At 68.1% G+C, this 16359-nt stretch carries 18 protein-coding genes; 7 read left to right on the plus strand and 11 right to left on the minus strand.

The genetic code is table 11. The features are described 5' to 3' along the window. Positions 1-86 precede the first annotated feature (86 nt). Entirely contained in the window at positions 87-743 is a 657-nt protein-coding gene (locus ABZX92_RS26785) for a helix-turn-helix domain-containing protein (RefSeq protein ID WP_355564834.1), read from the minus strand. Positions 744-821: 78 nt separating this feature from the next. Between ABZX92_RS26785 and ABZX92_RS26790 the strand changes: the two genes are divergently transcribed. Genes ABZX92_RS26790 through ABZX92_RS26800 form a run of 3 tightly spaced genes read left to right on the plus strand, consistent with a single transcriptional unit; the run spans position 822 to position 2312 of the window. Next, positions 822-1202: a DoxX family membrane protein gene (locus ABZX92_RS26790; RefSeq protein ID WP_355564837.1), complete on the plus strand. Its 381-nt coding sequence runs from the start codon at positions 822-824 to the stop codon at positions 1200-1202. After that, positions 1199-1747 carry a GTP cyclohydrolase I FolE gene (gene folE, locus ABZX92_RS26795; RefSeq protein WP_355564840.1) on the plus strand — a complete coding sequence of 183 codons (549 nt, stop codon included), beginning with the start codon at positions 1199-1201 and terminating at the stop codon, positions 1745-1747. Before ABZX92_RS26790 ends, folE begins: the two co-directional genes overlap by 4 nt. Positions 1748-1757: 10 nt before the next feature. After that, on the plus strand, positions 1758-2312 hold the full coding sequence (locus tag ABZX92_RS26800; protein WP_355564842.1) for a hypothetical protein: 555 nt from the start codon (positions 1758-1760) through the stop codon (positions 2310-2312). Here the strand turns inward: ABZX92_RS26800 and lgt are convergent. The 3 genes from lgt to ABZX92_RS26815 form a co-directional block, all read right to left on the minus strand. Beyond that, positions 2268-3158: a prolipoprotein diacylglyceryl transferase gene (lgt, locus tag ABZX92_RS26805; RefSeq protein WP_355564845.1), complete on the minus strand. Its 891-nt coding sequence runs from the start codon at positions 3156-3158 to the stop codon at positions 2268-2270. The two genes, ABZX92_RS26800 and lgt, sit on opposite strands and share 45 nt — an antisense overlap. A gap of 43 nt (positions 3159-3201) precedes the next feature. Further along, the gene (locus tag ABZX92_RS26810; RefSeq protein WP_355564848.1) at positions 3202-3705 is read right to left on the minus strand and encodes an EF-hand domain-containing protein; all 504 of its coding nucleotides are present in this window, start codon (positions 3703-3705) and stop codon (positions 3202-3204) included. A gap of 163 nt (positions 3706-3868) precedes the next feature. Beyond that, complete coding sequence (locus ABZX92_RS26815; RefSeq protein WP_355564851.1) at positions 3869-6415, minus strand: AAA family ATPase; 2547 nt, start codon at positions 6413-6415, stop codon at positions 3869-3871. 281 nt (positions 6416-6696) lie between these two features. Here ABZX92_RS26815 and ABZX92_RS26820 point away from each other — a divergent pair, with 281 nt between their 5' ends. Then, on the plus strand, positions 6697-9321 hold the full coding sequence (locus tag ABZX92_RS26820) for a LuxR C-terminal-related transcriptional regulator (RefSeq protein WP_355564854.1): 2625 nt from the start codon (positions 6697-6699) through the stop codon (positions 9319-9321). Here ABZX92_RS26820 and ABZX92_RS26825 read toward each other — a convergent pair. From ABZX92_RS26825 to ABZX92_RS26835, 3 genes are all read right to left on the minus strand, one after another. Beyond that, positions 9275-9682 (minus strand): lipopolysaccharide assembly protein LapA domain-containing protein, encoded by a 408-nt coding sequence (locus ABZX92_RS26825; protein WP_355564857.1) that lies wholly within the window; start codon positions 9680-9682, stop codon positions 9275-9277. The genes ABZX92_RS26820 and ABZX92_RS26825 overlap by 47 nt on opposite strands. 52 nt (positions 9683-9734) lie before the next feature. Next, the gene (locus ABZX92_RS26830; RefSeq protein WP_355564860.1) at positions 9735-10088 is read right to left on the minus strand and encodes a DUF742 domain-containing protein; all 354 of its coding nucleotides are present in this window, start codon (positions 10086-10088) and stop codon (positions 9735-9737) included. A gap of 216 nt (positions 10089-10304) precedes the next feature. Next, the gene (locus ABZX92_RS26835; protein ID WP_355564863.1) at positions 10305-11228 is read right to left on the minus strand and encodes an anti-sigma factor RsbA family regulatory protein; all 924 of its coding nucleotides are present in this window, start codon (positions 11226-11228) and stop codon (positions 10305-10307) included. Between the two features lie 101 nt (positions 11229-11329). Between ABZX92_RS26835 and ABZX92_RS26840 the strand changes: the two genes are divergently transcribed. After that, positions 11330-12151, plus strand: a complete 822-nt coding sequence (locus tag ABZX92_RS26840) for a MerR family transcriptional regulator (protein WP_355564866.1) — start codon at positions 11330-11332, stop codon at positions 12149-12151. On the opposite strand, the gene ABZX92_RS26845 is transcribed toward ABZX92_RS26840, so the two are convergent. The 4 genes from ABZX92_RS26845 to ABZX92_RS26860 form a co-directional block, all read right to left on the minus strand. Beyond that, a complete protein-coding gene (locus ABZX92_RS26845; protein ID WP_355564869.1) occupies positions 12138-12437 on the minus strand; it encodes a hypothetical protein in 300 nt (99 codons plus the stop codon). The genes ABZX92_RS26840 and ABZX92_RS26845 overlap by 14 nt on opposite strands. A 37-nt stretch (positions 12438-12474) precedes the next feature. Beyond that, on the minus strand, positions 12475-13101 hold the full coding sequence (locus tag ABZX92_RS26850) for a GTP pyrophosphokinase family protein (RefSeq protein ID WP_355564872.1): 627 nt from the start codon (positions 13099-13101) through the stop codon (positions 12475-12477). Positions 13102-13226: 125 nt separating this feature from the next. Then, a complete protein-coding gene (locus tag ABZX92_RS26855) occupies positions 13227-14198 on the minus strand; it encodes a D-cysteine desulfhydrase family protein (protein ID WP_355564875.1) in 972 nt (323 codons plus the stop codon). A gap of 15 nt (positions 14199-14213) precedes the next feature. After that, entirely contained in the window at positions 14214-14744 is a 531-nt protein-coding gene (locus tag ABZX92_RS26860) for an NUDIX hydrolase (RefSeq protein WP_355564878.1), read from the minus strand. Between the two features lie 178 nt (positions 14745-14922). On the opposite strand from ABZX92_RS26860, the gene ABZX92_RS26865 reads away from it, so the two are divergent. Both ABZX92_RS26865 and ABZX92_RS26870 read left to right on the plus strand, forming a co-directional pair. Beyond that, the gene (locus tag ABZX92_RS26865; RefSeq protein WP_355564880.1) at positions 14923-15273 is read left to right on the plus strand and encodes a hypothetical protein; all 351 of its coding nucleotides are present in this window, start codon (positions 14923-14925) and stop codon (positions 15271-15273) included. 173 nt (positions 15274-15446) lie between these two features. Continuing rightward, positions 15447-16301, plus strand: coding sequence for a hypothetical protein (locus ABZX92_RS26870; RefSeq protein WP_355564883.1), 855 nt, complete (start codon positions 15447-15449; stop codon positions 16299-16301). Positions 16302-16359: the final 58 nt, after the last annotated feature.

The following is a 16359-nucleotide window of genomic DNA, read 5'->3' on the forward strand; positions in this document are numbered from 1 at the left end:
GCCTAACTCACCCAATCGAGTGCTTTTGAAAGTCACGCGGGGGCCCCGCGTTCCTTCCTGGGGAACGCGGGGCCCCCGCGTTCCTTTCAACTATGGGCTGAATGGGTGAGGGTTACGCAGCAGTGACCTGGTGACGGATCGAGGCTCGCGGTGTGACTGCGGGCCTCGATCCCGTCCAGGATTCCGCTGATCAGGCACAGGTTCATCCCGCACACCAACTGGGTGTGCTTCTGCGCCAGGCTGTGGAACGGGCAGTTGCCCAGCAGCACCGTCGGCCCCTCGGTGTGCGGCTCGAAACCGAGATCCTCCAGCGCCTGCACGACATCGCCGCCGGCTTCCCCGGCCAGGTCCTCGCCCCACTCGTAGGCGCGGCGGTTCAGGATTTCGCGCGCCGGTTCGCCCGTCGTCTCCGACTCCAGCAGCGCGTCCGTGAGCAGGTGGCTCGCCGCCTCGTACCGCCGGTCCGGCAGCGACACCTCGATCTGCTGCTCCGACCGCAGGTAGAGCTTCGCCGGACGGCCGGCGCCAGGTCCGGTGCGGCCGGACCTGCGCTCGTGGATCACGTCCAGCAGCCCCATCTCGACCAGCTTGTCGAGGTGGAAGGCCGCGGTCGTACGCGGCAGTCCGATGGCCTCCGAGGCCTCGTCCTTGCTGATCGGCGCGGTTTGCCGCGCCACGTAGTCGTAGAGCTTGCGCCGGTTCGGCTCGTCTAGGGCTGCAACGGCGGCGACGTGGTCGGCCATCTCTAAAACCTACTCCAGTTGACGAAAATCGGCATCCGCTTCTAATGTTAACCAAAGTTGTCGTTAGAAGGAGGAGTCATGGCAGTCCTGACGCGCACGGACCCGACGACGCAGGCATTCGTGCTGTTGCGGACGGTGTTCACGGTGGCGCCGATCCTGTTCGGGCTGGACAAGTTCTTCAACCTGCTCGTCGACTGGCCCGTCTACCTGGCGCCGTGGATCGACTCGATCGTGCCCGGCACGCCGCAGACCGCCATGTACATCGTCGGCGTGATCGAGATCGTGGCCGGCGTGCTCGTGGCGCTGCAGCCGAAGTGGGGCGGGCTCGTCGTCGCCGCGTGGCTGTTCGGCATCATCATCAACCTGGTGACCGGGCCCGGCTACTACGACATCGCGTTGCGCGACTTCGGTTTGCTGGTGGGCGCGCTGGCGCTGTCCCGGCTCGCGGTGCGCGCGTGATCGACACCGAGGGGGCGCGGCAGGCGGTGGCAGACCTGTTGAAGGCGCTGGGAAAGGACCCCTTCTCCGTGCACCTGGCCGACACCCCGCGCCGCGTCGCCGAGGCGTACGCCGAGCTCCTGACGCCTCGATCGTTCAACCTCACGACGTTCCCGAACGACGAGGGCTACGACGAACTGGTGCTGGCGCGCGGGATTCCGGTGCAGTCGTTGTGCGAGCACCACATGCTGCCGTTCCACGGGGTCGCGCACGTCGGATACCTGCCAGGTGAACGGATTCTGGGCCTGTCGAAGCTCGCGCGGGTCGTGGAGAGGTTCGCCCGGGACCTGCAGGTGCAGGAACGGCTGACCAAGCAGGTCGCGGACTGGTTGCAGGAACATCTGCAGCCCAAGGGGGTCGGTGTCGTGATCGAGGCCGAGCACATGTGCCTGGCGCTGAGAGGCGTGCGGGTCAACGGATCCCGCACCGTCACGTCGGCGCTGCAGGGTGTGCTGCGGAACAATCCCGCCTCACGTCAGGAGTTCTTCACGCTCGTGCACTCGTAGACTGCGAGGCATGGGGAAGATTCACGCTGGGGCAACGCTGACGCCGTCGTTCCGCGATTTCCTGCCGGCCTGGATCGCGAGGCAACCGTGGTACGAGGGAAGCGGTGTGCTGAGGCCTGCCGGGTTCTTCCGGTTCGAGGACCCGGCAGGTCAGGTCGGCGTGGAGACGCATCTGCTCCGCGACGACGAGGCGGTGTGGCAGGTGCCGCTGACCTATCGCCCTGCAGCACTCGACGGCGGCGCGCTCGTCACGAAGGCAGAGCACAGCGTGCTGGGCACGCGGTGGATCTACGACGCGGTGACGGACCCGGTGTGGATCGCCGCGATCCTGGACCTCGTCACCACCGGTGGCGTCGCGGATTCGGCTGCCCGCACCGGTTTCGGCCCGGCGGAGGCACGCGGTGCGCTGGTCCGCCCGATGCCTGCCTCGGTCGCGATCGACCTCGACCGGCGGATCGTCCCGGGCGGTCCGCCGGAAGACGCGGCCGGTGTGGTCACCGGTTCGTGGCACCAGGACGGATCACTCCGAACCGGCCGGCTCGCGGTGATCCGTTCTGAGCACTGACTCCTCGCGGCCGGGATGCCGCCGGGCGGACAGCCACGTGATCACCACGGCGGTGCCGCCCACGAGCAGCGAGGTCCAGATGTTCAGGCGCAGCCCCAGGACGTGGTTCGCCGCGTCCGTCCGCAGCGCCTCGATCCACAACCGGCCCGCTGTGTAGAGCGCCACGTACCACCCGAACGCGCGGCCGTGACCGAGCCGGAAGCGGCGGTCCACCCAGATCACGGCGGCGGCCACCGCGAAGTCCCACAACAGTTCGTAGAGGAAGGCGGGGTGAAACGTGCCCAGCACGACCGGAAGTCCGTCCTGGCCGACGACGGCGCGGCCGGCAGACTGATCCCACTGGTGGATCACCAGGCCCCACGGCAGGTCGGTCGGACCGCCGTAGACCTCGTTGTTGAACCAGTTGCCGAGCCGGCCGATCCCTTGTGCCAGCGCGATTCCCGGCGCGGCCGCGTCGGCCATCGGGGTCAGCCGCACGCCCGCGCGCCGCGCGCCGATCCACGCGCCCAGCGCACCCGCGGCGATCGCACCCCAGACACCCATGCCGCCTTGCCAGATGTACAGCGCCTCGACCGGGCTGCCGCCTGGACCGAAATACGGCTGCCACGACGTGATGACGTGGTACAGCCGCGCACCGACGACGCCGAACGGCACCGCCCAGTACGCGATCTGCGCGACGTCACCGGGTCTGCCGCCGCGCTGGGCCCACCGCCGTTCGGTGAGCCAGATCGCGACGAGGATCCCGGCGATGATGCAGAACGCGTAGGCGCGCAACGGAATTGGGCCGAGATGCCACACGCCCTGCGTGGGGCTGGGTATCGCGGCGTGCAGTTCCCCCAGAACCATCGCGCCAGGGTAGTCGCGGACCGGATGTCCTCCCGGTGAAGTCCTAGACCGGCCCGAAGACGTAGGTGCCGGCGGCTTCCGCGTCGTCGCCTGCCCAGAACTCGTACCACAGCTGGGAGAACTCCTCGCGCGACAGCCTGCCGTCGCCGTCGGAGTCCAGCGCGGCGAAGTCGGTGACGCCGTTGTGGCCCAGCCAGGCGGAGATCATCGTCTGGTACTCGGACTTCGAGATGTAGTCGTCGCGGTTCTCGTCGACGGCGGCGAACATCGCCTCGGCGGTGTCGGTGACGGCTTCCGGGGTCTTGGGGAGCGCGTCCACGATGCTCAGGACGTTGTCGATGGTCACGTGGTCCTGGCCGGCGATGGCCGACAGGGTCGCCCACCAGCCCATCATCACGCCGGACAGCAGTTCCTCGTCGCCACCGCGCAACGACACCCAGCGGGCGGTGAGCGCGCGGAAGTCGCTCTCGGTCAGAAAGCCGTCACTGTTCGCGTCCATCGCCCCGAACACCACGGTCACCTTGCGTCGCTGCAGGTCACTGGCCATGCGCAGCACGATAGGCCGAACGTTGCAATGGAAACTATCGGCCGAATGGGTCCGAACTAGACGGTTGGACCAGCCAGACCGTGCACGTCGGGCACATCGGGCAGGATGAAAAAGGCTCACCACTTGCAGACGCCGACAGAGCCAACACCTTGGAATCAACCTTCTAGTCGACGTCGAGTGCTTCGGCCAGCTGCAGGCGGCCGGACACGCCCAGCTTCCGGTACGTCCCGGACAAAAGACCCTCCACGGCGTCCGCGGGCATCAGCAACGTCGACGCGATCTCCTCGTTGGACCGCCCGCGCGCCGCCAGCGCTGCCACCTGGTGCTCGGTCGGGGTGAGCGCGGTCGGGCCGGTCTGGCGCATCCGCCGAGGCCCGGAGCCCGTCGCGACCAGTTCGGAGTACGCGCGCGCGGCCATCGCGGACGAGCCGCACTTTTGGGCCAGGTCCAAGGCGTCGCGGAGGCATGCGCGCGCACCGGACGTGTCGCCCTGACGGCGTGACACCACACCGAGGTCGACCAACGCGCGCGCGAGTTCCAGACGGGCAGGGGAGCCGCGCAGCACCCGCACGGCTTCTTCGAGCAACGTGCGGCCGAGCGCGCCCGCGGTCACTCGGCCTTCCGCGCGCAACGCCATGCCCAACGCGCGCGGTGCACCCCATGCGCGTGCGAGCTCTACTTCCTCGTGGGCGAAGTTGCGCGCGCGTTCGCCATCGCCCATTGCCGCGCAAGCCAGAGCGGCGCCGGAACGCCAGGCCAGGGCAGCGGGATTGCGGTAGGGCCAGGCTTCGCAGTGACGTCCTGCGGCCAGGAACGCCTCCAACGCCTCGTGATCGTCGCCGCGCGCGGTGAGCATGCGTCCGCGAACGGTCAACAGACCGCCGAACGACCACACACGGCGAGCCTCGTCCGTCGACGCTTCGGCGATCAAAGCCGCGGCTTCGTCCAGACGGCTCTCTTCCAGCAGGATGTCGGCGAGCAACGCGGCGTGCCACGTCGAGACCGCGAGCCAGCGCCGGTCCTGACGCAGGTGATCACCGGCCAGCGTCAGGTCGGCGCGGGCGGAGGCGAGATCTCCCTTGCGGCGCTGGACGTTCGCGCGCATCACGTACGTCAACGCGCGCAACGCCGGTGCTTGGGCGCGGTCCACGTCGTCGAGCACGGTCAGCGCGGAGTCCAAGGCATCAGCCAGGTTCAGGATCATCGCGGACGTCAACGCGGACATCGTCGTCGACGTCGAGATCAACGGCACGGCCTCCGCGGCACTGACGGAGCCAACCATCACGTGATGCAGCACCCCGGCGGGAGTGTCCAGCGAAACCGACGCCGGAACGGCTTCCTGCCAAGCGAGCCCGTGCACGGCGAGATGCGCCTGCACCCACGGAGAACTGCCCGACAGCACGGAAGCAAGCTCGGCGGGCTTTCCCTCGGCGTGCAAGGCGTAGGACAACGCCACCGCGGACTCGGCATCGTCCACATCGGACTGAAAAGCCTCGCGCAACCGAGCCGTGGCACCAGGAAGGTTGCCGACCAGTTCGGCCACACCCAGCAACCGCAACGCCCGCGACGGATTCGCCACCGGTTCGCGCAACGCCCGCCACAACAACCGCGCGGCACCGGAAGTGTCGCCGCGGTTCACGGCTTCCTGCGCGGCCCGGTCCAGCACCTCACCCGCCCACGGCTCCAGCCCCGGCGAGGTCTCCAGCAGATGCTCGGCCACCACGCGGTCGGAAGCGCCGTGCGTGCGCAACGCGCGTGCGGCCCGCAGATGCAAAGCAGCCCGCGCGGGCGCGGGCATGTCGTCGAGAACCCCGGGCCCGGCCACGCCGAGCAGCTCGACCGTTCGCACCGCATCGGCCAGCTCGACCGGGCTCAGCCGGGACAGTTCGGCCAGCACGCCGGGATGCGGCGACGGCCCCAGCACGGCCAGCGAATGTGCCGCGGCCACGACAGCGGCCGGGCGACGACGCAACCGGGCGGCCATGACCTCACCCGAAACCTCCGCACCCCGTTGCGCGACCCGCCACGCTGCCTCGGCGGTCGGCGGCACCCCGTCCTCCGCCAGCGCCTTCACCAGCCGCGTCACGGTCAGCGGATTGCCGCCGGTCGCGTCCAGGCAGGCAGCGACGAACTCGGGCGCCGGCTCAGGAGAGATCAACGCGGCGATGTCGTCCAGCGAAAGGTTGTCCAGCGTGACGCGGTGGCACGCGGCGAGGATCTCGCCATAAGAAGGGTCGTCGCACCGCTCGCCGACACCCACCGCCAGCACGAGAGAGATGGGCAACCGTTGGATGCGCAGAGCCAGATAGGCGAGCCAGCGCATAGAGGCGGAATCAGCCCAGTGCGCGTCGTCCACCACCACGAGCAACCCAGCACTGCCCGCAAGAGCTGCAGCGAGCCGGTAGACGCCGTGCAGCACACCGAAGTCGGCCGAAACAGCGGTCAGTCGCAGCGCCCCGAGAGCCTCGACCGGCACGACTTCGGGGTCGACCAGGTCGAAGAGCTGGGCCACGATCCCGAACGGCAGCTCGCTTTCCAACGCACTTCCGCGCGCCCGCACGACGTGGCCGCCCGACGCTTCCCAGCGCGCGGCGAGGTCGTCGAGCGCCGCGGTCTTGCCCGTACCGGGCGCGCCTTCCACGACGGTGGTCGTGCCGGGCGTCACCTGGTCGCTGATTCCGGCACACCACGCTTTCAGCCGGTTTTCCAAGATCTCTCCACAATCCGTGGCTGAATGGATCAGCGGAATTGATGCTAGGAGAAACAGCTCCACTTGCCCAGGTAAAGGTTCTTGCGCTATGGGCGTCTCAACAGGGGTGCGGCCCGTATGATCCGCCGGGCAACTACTCGAATGGGTAGCGGCAACCAGGAGGCGACCTCACCTGGTCATCCGGACGGCCTAGGGATGCTGCCTCAGGGCTGGTCGGCACGAGGGTCGTTGTGGTAGGGCAGCGCTTGTTCTCCGCCGCCGCGGAGCGAAAGGAAAAATGGGTGTCGGGGAATCGGGACGGGGTGTTCCGCGGCCGTGAGGGAGAACGCGAGCTCCTGAGCGGTGTGCTGGACGCGGGCACCGGAGTGGTGTTGGTCGACGGCGCGGCGGGAACCGGCAAGACGCGGTTGCTGGCCGAAGTCGCCGCACTCGCCGCACGCCGCGGTTTCGAAGTCGCGACGGCGCAGGACGAACTGGATCAGCCGTTTTTGCTGGCGCGCCTGGCCGAACGGCAGCCGCAAAGTCCGACGCTGGTCGTGCTCGACGATCTCCACCTGGCCGAGCCGGGCACCCTGGCCGCATTGCGCGCACTACTACCCGCCTCCACCCATGAAAAGGTCGTCTGGCTGCTCGCCCGCCGTTGTGGGGAGGGCGCGGACCGTCTGTTCGCCGCTGCGGCACAACGGGGTGCCGTGCGGGTCGAGCTTCGTCCGCTGACGGACAACGTGGTCACCGAGCTGGTCACCGATCTCGCCGGCGGAATTCCCGATCATGATCTTCGGGCCTTGGCGTCGACCGCGCAAGGAAATCCCGCGGCATTAATTGGTCTTTTCAACGCACTTCGCGAAGACGGTCAGGTTGAGATCCGAGCCGAGCACGCGTCGCTGCGCGGAGATCGCTCGCCGCGGCAGACGGAGTCGTTGCTGCGCGAGCGCGTCAGTTCGTTGAGCGGCAAAGCACGGCACCTGCTGCAGGTCGCGTCGGTGCTCGGGCCGCGGTTCGAACCCGGTGACGTCGCGGAGATGCTGGCGTCGAGCACCGCGATCCTGTTGCCCGCCTTGGACGAGGTCATCGGCGCGGGTGTGGTGACGTCGCTGGAGGACCGGCTGGCGTTCCGGCACGAGCTGGTCTGGCGGCTCGTCGCCGACTCGGTGCCCCCACCCGTGCGGCGCGCGCTGCACCGCGAGGCCGGTGAAATGCTGCTGGGGCGCGGGGATTCCGCCGTCACGGCCGCGCAACACCTCCTGCACGGCGCTCAACGCGGTGATGTGCGGTCGATCGACGGACTCGTCGCGGCCGCGAAAGCCGTGCTGTGGAACGCTCCGGACGCCGCCGCCGAACTCGCGGTGCGCGCGTTGGAGCTCACCGACCAAGCGTCTGCTTCGCTGGTGCACCGGACGGTCGTCGCGGTCCGCGCGTTGATAGCGGCCGGGAAGCTCACGGCGGCGCAAGCGCTCGCGCAGGATGCCTTGTCCCGTCAGGTTTCCCCGGAACCGGCGGCGAAACTGCGGCACTGCGTGGCGACCACGACGTTGCTGGGCGCGCAGCACGCCGAGTCGGTGGAGATCACCGAGGTGCTGCTGGCAGAACCCGACCTGCTGCCGGAACTCGGGCCGTGGGTGGAGATCACCCGGATGATGGCGTTGCTCGGACATGATCGGCGCCGTGCGGAGGAACTGGCCGAGGCGGTCGTCCGCACGCACACCGGTTCACCTGACGACGTGCTCGCAACGGCACTGGCGGTGCTGGCGGCGATCGCGCGCGACACCGGACAGCCCGGCGCGGCACTGGAACTGGCCCGCGAAGCCGCGCAATCCGTTACCTCGCACGACCTTTGCGCGTATCCGCAACTGTTGCTGGCCACGATCCTCTCCGGGCTGCGGGAGTTCTCGGACGCGGACAGCGTGGTGCGGCGGGCACGCAGCGGACCTTCGGCGGTGGTCACCAAGGAGCTGATGGTCTCGGTCGTGCAGGCGCGGATCCTGTTGCAGGCCGGGCGAATCGAGGAAGCGTCCGTCGAGGCGCGCGGCGCGTTGTCGGTCGCGGAGGAGACCGGGCACAGCGCTCTGGTCGCACCCGCGTTGGCCGTGCTGGCGATGGTCGCCATCCACACCGGTGATCTGCCGGCCGCGATCGAGCACGTCGAGCGCTACCGCGGCCGGGTGCCGGTCGACGGGATCATCTTCTCGCGCGCCTACTACCAGTGGGCCGACGTGCTGGTCGCCTACGTGGGCCACGGCCTGGACAAGGCTTTGGGACTGCTGACGGACGAGTATCCGGGGCTGGTGACGTCCGGGCTGTTCGCCGAGGAACCGCGCGCGGCCGGCTGGTTCGTGCGGCGGGCGTTGGAGGCGAAGGACGAGCGGCTGGCCAAGGTCGTCGTCGACCGGGTGGAACGGCTGTCCGAGGAGAACCCCGGATTCCGCGCGGTGGCGGCGGCCGCGTTGCACGCACGAGGCCTGTTCGACAGCGACGCCTCGTTGCTGGAACTGGCTTCGCAGCAGCACCGCGACCTGTGGGCACGGGCGAACGCGGCGGAGGATCTCGGTGTGCTGCTCACCGCGTCCACCGACCGTTCGGCGTCGGTGAAGGCACTGGAGAGCGCACTCGGCCTCTACCGCGAGATCGGCGCGTCCCGCGACAGCGCACGAGTGCTGGGACGGCTGCGCAAGCTCGGCAGGCGCAGGCGAGCCGCTCCGGTGCGTCCTGCGTCCGGATGGTCCAGTTTGGACGACACCGAACGGGCGATCGCGAACCTGGTGGCCAAGGGTCAGACGAACCGGCAGATCTCCACGCAGCTGTTCATGTCGCCGCACACGGTGAACTTCCACCTGCGCAAGATCTTCCGGAAACTCGGGATCAGCTCTCGCGTCGAGCTGGTGATGAGGTCGCGGGACGACCAGTAGGAGTCGCGGCGCGCTTGGCCTGGCGGCGCAGCTGCAGGATGCGGGCCGCACCGACGACCGCGACCAGCACCGCGCCGCCGATCGCGCCGAACAGCAGCGCCACGCCGAGCGGAAGGCTGAACTCACCCCACAGGAAGCGGATCGTGGCGTTGTCGCCGTTCTGCAGGATGAAGATCAGCAGGAAGATCAGCACGACGATCGCGATCAGGATGGCGATCCACGTGCCGCTGATCCGGGTGGGCCGCAGCTTCTTCGGTGCGGCCGCCGGGGGCCTCGTCGCCGGAGGGGTCGTCGCCGGAGGGGGCGTCGGGATCGGCTCGGTGACCGGCGTCTTCGGGGTCTCGTCGCTGGAGGTCGCCACGATGAGAATTATCGGTGATCGGACGTGATCTCGCGCGTTGGCGAACGGGTGGCTACAACTTGCGCAGGCCGGACAGAACGCGTTCGAGCAGCGCCATGTTCGGCTTGTCGCCCGGCTCGTGCACGGCGACCAGGTTCAACGTGATCAGGTCGCTCAGCAGCACCCGCGTGACGCCCAGCGGGATCTTCATGAGCGCGGAGATCTCGGCGACCGACCGCGGCTGCAGGCACAGCCGCATCATCGACGCCTGGTCGTTGCTCGCGCGGTACAGCCTGTCCTCGTCCGTGGAGAGCAGTGTTTCCAGGCGGAGGTCGTGGCGGGCCGCGGTACGGCCGCCGGTGCGGGCATACGGACGAACGAGAGCACTGTCCCGCGCGGGGACATGAGGTGGTTCGTCTTCCTGCATCGGCCACTCCGGTGGCGGTTCCGGCGGGCGTTGGCGCAACGGTTGCTGACGGGGCAGTTGTTGCGTCTCGGCGCCGTTCACTTCGTGTGTTCGGTCGTCACGCAGTCGTCTACGGGTCGCCGGGGACCCGAAACGCGCCCCCGTGTAACCGATTTCCGTCGCTTCCTCGTCGTGCACGTGCTCAAGCTATAACGAGATCGGCCAAATGTATGTCGATCACGTTGCCTTTTTGTTCTCCAGATCGAATCTGACCTGGATTGCAGTGCCGGACGACGTCGTTTGGGTGCGCACGAGGTCCGCCAAACGGTTGACCAGCAACAGACCGCGACCGCCTGGATCGTTTGCGTGAACTGGGGTGCGTCCGGCCAGAACATCGGTGATGTGCCCGTTGTCGTTGACTTGGCAAACAATACTTTCACTTTCGGTCCAGACCCGGACGGTGCTCTCGCCGCCGCCGTGCCGCACGCTGTTGGTCGCGAGCTCGGTCACCGCCAGCGCGAAGTCCTCCACCCGGGCCGGGGTCAGTCCGAACTTCACCGCCTGTTCACGCGCGAACGTCCGCACCGCCGCCATCGCCCCGGCCCCAACGGAAGTGCTCACGGCATCGGCTGGTGTGGACAGTGGCAGCGAGTGCGCGGCGACGACCACCCGTGCGGGGTGGAAGTGGTCGCTGGGCCGGTGGCCGCTCGCGTCGATCACGACCGGGTGGGTCTTCTCGGCGTCGGCCAGCACGTCGTGGCTGAGCGAGGAGATGTCGTACGGGCAGAGGATGCTCAGGTCGCGGCCGCTGAAGGCGTAGTTGACCAACGCCTCGTGCAGCGCGCACGCGGGGTATTCGACGTCGGTGCGGTGGTTCCACACCGGTTCGCTGATGATCCGCACGGCCCCGCGGTGGCGGTCGGCGAACGCGCGGAGCTCCGGGATGATCCGGCCGGGGTTGCGGCCGGTGTCCGTCATGTCGATGAACGTCACGAGGTGCGCGAACCCGCTCAGCGCGTCCCTGAGCAGCGTCAGGTTCGTGCCGGGGACCGCGATGGCGACCGGCTCGGCGTTGGCCAGGCCTTCCACGACGAACGGGACTGTGCCGTCGATGTAGGACTCCTCGTCGGAGTAGAACAACGCCGGATGTGCGAACGTCATGTGCCACCTCTCGTCAACGTCCCAGGATGCGCACCCGGTGCGTTGCTCAAACCATCATTTCTTGACCCTCACACCGTGTCAGCCCCTACACAGGAGCAGTCATGTTCACCATCGGAGACTTCGCCCATCTGGGGCGCGTGTCGGTGCGGATGCTGCGCCATTACGACGCGGTCGGGTTGCTCTTGCCGGCCCACGTGGATCCGTCGTCCGGCTACCGCTTCTACACCGCCGCACAGCTCCAACGGCTCAACCGGCTGGTCGCGCTGAAGGATCTCGGTCTGACGCTCGACCAGGTCCGCGTGGTGCTCGACGAGAAGCTTTCCGTCGAGCAGCTGCACGGAATGCTTTCGTTGCGGCGCGCCGAGCTGCGACAGCAGATTCTTGCGGACGAGTCGCGGTTGCGTCGGGTGGAAGCACGTCTCCGCGCCATTGAAAGGGAAGGCGCAATGCCTGCTGACGACGTTGTTGTGAAACCTGTTCCGTCTGCCCGGGTTGCCCGGTTGACTGCTTTGGCCGCTTCTTACGGGCCGGAGGACATCGGTCCGGTCATCCAGCCTCTGTACCCGGAGCTGATGGCGCGTCTCGACCGGGCCGGGGTGCCGATCACCGGGTACGGGATCGCCACCTACTCGCCGGCCGAGGGGGATCAGGTGCTGGTGGAGGCCGGGGTGACGGTGTCGGTCTCGCCTTCCGCCTCGTACGACTTCGAGGTGGTGGACCTGCCGGCGTTGGATCAGGCGGCGACCATCGTGCACCGGGGTCCGATGGACGACGTGGATGCCACTTACCAGTCCGTTGCCGCGTGGATCGAGGCGCACGGGTATCGGCAGAACGGGTTCGCGCGTGAGGTGTACCTGAACTACGGCGACGGGGATCCGGCGGACTGGGTGACCGAGCTGCAGCTGGAGATCACCAAGCCGTGAGGGCGATGACGAGGGCCAACGCGAGCAGGTCCGCGGGGAGCGAGGCGACGGCGGCCACCGCGCCGGTGATGAGCGGGCCGCCCGCGTCGCCGAGTTCCCTGCCGGCTTCCGCGCTGCCCATCGTCTGACCCGTTCGCTCTGCTGGGGTGGCTTTCGCGAGTGCCAACAGGGTGACGGCTCCTGATCCGGCTCCGATGAGGACGGCAGCTGTGAGCGTGCCGGCGAGTCCCGGGATCGTTGCGGCTGCGGCGAATCCTGCTGCGCAGAGCGGCAGGGTCGGTTTCACGTTGCTGAGGACAAGACCGGGCGCCGCAGGCACGCCCTTACTCCTGATGAATCCGGCGGTGCAACGACTCCATCCGCTCATCGAGCTGAGCCGCGATCATCGCCGACGACATCAACTCGGCCATGAAGTCGGCAGGCGGACTGTCGTCGTACTTGTAGAACAGCTTGTGCTCCAGCGTCGCCCAGAAGTCCATGGCGATCGTGCGCAGCTGCACCTCGACCTTCACGTGCTCGACCCGGTCGGACAGGAACACCGGAATCCGCACGATCAGGTGCAGGCTCCGGTACCCGTTCGGCTTGGGCGTGGCGATGTAGTCCTTGGTGCGCAAGATCTCCACGTCGTGCTGACGCGCCAGCATCTCCGAGACCCGGTACACGTCCGACACGAACGGGCAGATCACCCGCACGCCCGCGATGTCGTCCAGCACGTCGCCGATCGAGTCGATGTCGAGCGGCAACCCCTTGCGACGGAGCTTGTCCAGGATGCCCTCGGGCTTCTTCACCCGATTGGTGATGTGCTCGATCGGGTCGTGCCGGTGGACCGAGTCGAACTCCTCGCTGAGGATGCGGAGCTTCGTCATGAGCTCCTCGATCGCGAACTTGTGGACGAGCAACCGCCGTTCGAGGTCGCGAAGCAAGCTGAGGTCGTCGGCCAAGTCGGTCACCACACCAGAATACTGATCACCCGGACTGCTTTCCGCTGGTGGTGAGCTGGCGAGGTTCCTGCGGCAGGAACCGTCACCGACGCGACCGAGCTCGTGGACACGTCGCGGTCTCCGGGCGTGCTTCATCAGAACTGGGCGACGGCTTCCGGCGCATAGCCGTAAAAACCCGGAAGACCACCCGTGTGGAGGAACACGAGGGGAACTTCGCTGGTGGGCGCGATGCGTTGGAATGCCACTGCCGCCTTGCCCGTGTAGACCGGGTCGAGGATGACGCCCTCGGTTTCCGCGAACAGCTTCAGCACGTTCCACATGTCCGGCGTCGGAACGCCGTAACCAGGGCCGATGGTGTCGTCGGTGACGCGGACGTGGTCGAGTTTCGGGGCCGGCGCGTTCAGGAGTGCCGCCGCGTCGTTGGCGAGACCGCGCAGTTCCTTTTCGGCGTCTTCTGCCGAGTGGGAGACGCTTGCGGCGTGCACGGTGCCGGACCAGCCGAGCAGTTCCGTGCCGAGGGCGATGCCCGCCGCCGTGGCGCCGCTGCCGTGCGGCACGACGATCGTGGCGTTGTCGACACCGCGTTCGTTGAGCTGGCCGATGAGCTCGACCGCCGCGGCGACATAGCCGAGCGTGCCGAGTCCGTTCGAGCCGCCGACCGGGAGCGTCACGGCTTTGTCGTGGTTGATCCGCTCGTAGGTCCGGACCGTTTCCTCGGCGTCCGCGCAGATGTGCACGTGCGCGCCGAACATGTGGTCCAGCACGACGTTGCCGGACTTCTCGTACGCGTCGCCCGTCATCGGCACCTTGGCCGTGAGCACGAGTTCGCAGCGGAGCCCGAGCTTCGCGCACGCGGCCGCGGTCTGCCGGCCGTGGTTCGTCTGCAGCGCGCCGAACGTGATGATCGTGTCCGCGCCGTCCTCGATCGCCTGCCCCAGCAGGAACTCGAGCTTGCGCAGCTTGTTGCCGCCCGCGCCGAGTCCGTTGACGTCGTCGCGCTTGAGCAGGACAGGCGGGCTGCCGAGCGCGGTCGCGAGCCTCGGGGCGTCGTCGAGCGGGGTCGGCCAGCTGCCCAGTGCGACACGGGGAAACGCGCTCAGGTCCATGCCGGCGAGCTTAGGTCAGACCTCGCGCCCGAACTCCGCGTAAAGCGTGGAACCGCTCTCAAGGGCCCTGAGCGCCAGCGTGAGCCGCCGGTGCAGCGACGGGTAGATGCGCGGCCGGGCTTCGTCGAGCGTCAGGTACAGGACGCCTGACAGCTCGGCGTCGTGCGCAGTCGCGTTGTCGATCACGCCACCGTCGAACACGAACTGGTGGCAGTCGCGCCACACCCCGTTGCGCGGCGTCCAGTCCACGACGAGCAGCGGTCCAATTGAGACGTCGAGCCCGAGCTCTTCGCGGATCTCCCGGACGGTCGCGGCTTTCGGGGACTCGTCGTCGTCGGTCATGCCGCCCGGGATGTCCAGCACCGCCTTGTACGTCGGCACCACGAAGAGCACACGTCCGGTGGAATCACGGATCAGCGCGCCGCCCGCGGACGTCTTGGTGGGCCTGCGCGACGCCACTCCCGGCTCGTACTCCAGCTCGGCCGGACCTTCGTCGAGAACATCGGCGGCGAATGCGGCGGGGTCTCCCGCGTGCTGTGCGGACACAAGTTGATGATCACACCACGGAGTGAATTCCGCACCGGCTGTGCTGCGGTTATCCGCTGGTGAGCGGATGTCCTCATGATGACGGAACGCAACCAAACGACCAGGGAGTACCCTCGTGGTTGTAACTCCGTGCGATCAATCGCCGATGTCCACGGCAACATCGGTGGAGGTGACGCCAATGGGGGCAACCGGTGCCGCCAGACGTAGACGCGACAGCAGATCGGCCCCGTGGTCGGTGGTCGGACTCACTGTCGTCTTCGTCGTGGTGGCCCAGGTCCAGTTCGCCATCGCGGTCGCGGAATCGGTCTGGTGGCCGGTCGCGATCGGGGTGCTGCTGCTGGCCGCGGCGGTCGCGTTCGTGAAGACGGCACGCAGGCTGCGTTGGGAAGACAGCGACCCGTACGAGGCACCGCCCACGGCGGTCCAGAAGCCGGTTCCGGCCGAGTACGAGAGCCACGTCGACGCCGACGGAAGCCTGGCTCGTGCGGTCGGCGACGTGGTCCACGCGTCCCGGCGCTGGCGGGCCTGACAGCCTCGTAGGGCGGAGACCGGGCCGGCAGGGTGGTCCGGTCATTTCGCCGTGTACGGGTGTTCTCTCCGTACCTCCGCAGGAAATCTCCGTACCGCTCCACGGATGTCCGCACCCCACTCCCGCGGCTGGAATGTCGTCGTCAACATTCCAGAAATGCGAGGGGGATTCGGATGCGCAAGCTCATCGCTTGGCTCGGAACCGTTCTGATGACGCTGGCAGTGCTCGCGGGGACGGCACGGGCGGCGCCGGTGTCCGTGCAGGCGGTCACGACGGTCCACGTGAAGGCCGTCAGTGACATCGACAGCGTCTCGCCCAAGGGCAAGACCGCGGACTGTCCCGCGGGGATGGTCGCGGTCGGCGGTGGGTTCACCACCGCGACCGGGGTCGGCAACGACGGGTCGGTCGTCCAGGACGAGTTGATCATCAGAGACACCTCCGTCACGGGTACGGCCTACGAGGACGCCAACGGCACGTCGAAGAACTGGGGCATCACGGTCTTCGCGGTGTGCGCCAACCCGTTGCCGGGCTACGAGATCAAGAAGGGCCGCAGCGTCAACAGCGGCTCGGAGTTCGAGAAGCCGGCGGTCGCGACCTGTTCGCCGGGCAAGGTCGTCATCGGTGGCGGGTTCGAGGTCACCGGCGGACTGGGCGAGGTGGTGGTCGACGAGCTGCTGCCGAGCTCCAACCAGGTGTTCACCAAGGCGTTCGAGGGCAAGGCGGGGACGTCGCGGAGCTGGCACATCGACGCTTACGCGATCTGCGCGTTCCAGCCCGCCGGCTGGCAGATCGTCGACAAGGTCGGGCCGATCTTCTCCGGCGGCAAGACCACCACGGCGAAGTGCCCGGTGGGCAAGAAGGTGCTCGGGCCCATGTTCGACCTGACCGGCTCGCTCGGCCAGGCGCACATGCTGTCCCTTCTGCCGCACGACTTCCCGGACCAGGAGGTGTCCATCGCCGCTCTCGAGGACGACGACGGCACCACCAACTCGTGGGGCCTGAACAACTGGCAGATCTGCGCTAACTGAGTGGTTTAGCCCAGGGTGCTCCGCCGCCCTGGGCTCCACTGTGGACTGATCAGGATTT

The sequence above is a fragment of the Lentzea sp. NPDC006480 genome, from assembly GCF_040611995.1.
GTDB lineage: Bacteria > Actinomycetota > Actinomycetes > Mycobacteriales > Pseudonocardiaceae > Lentzea.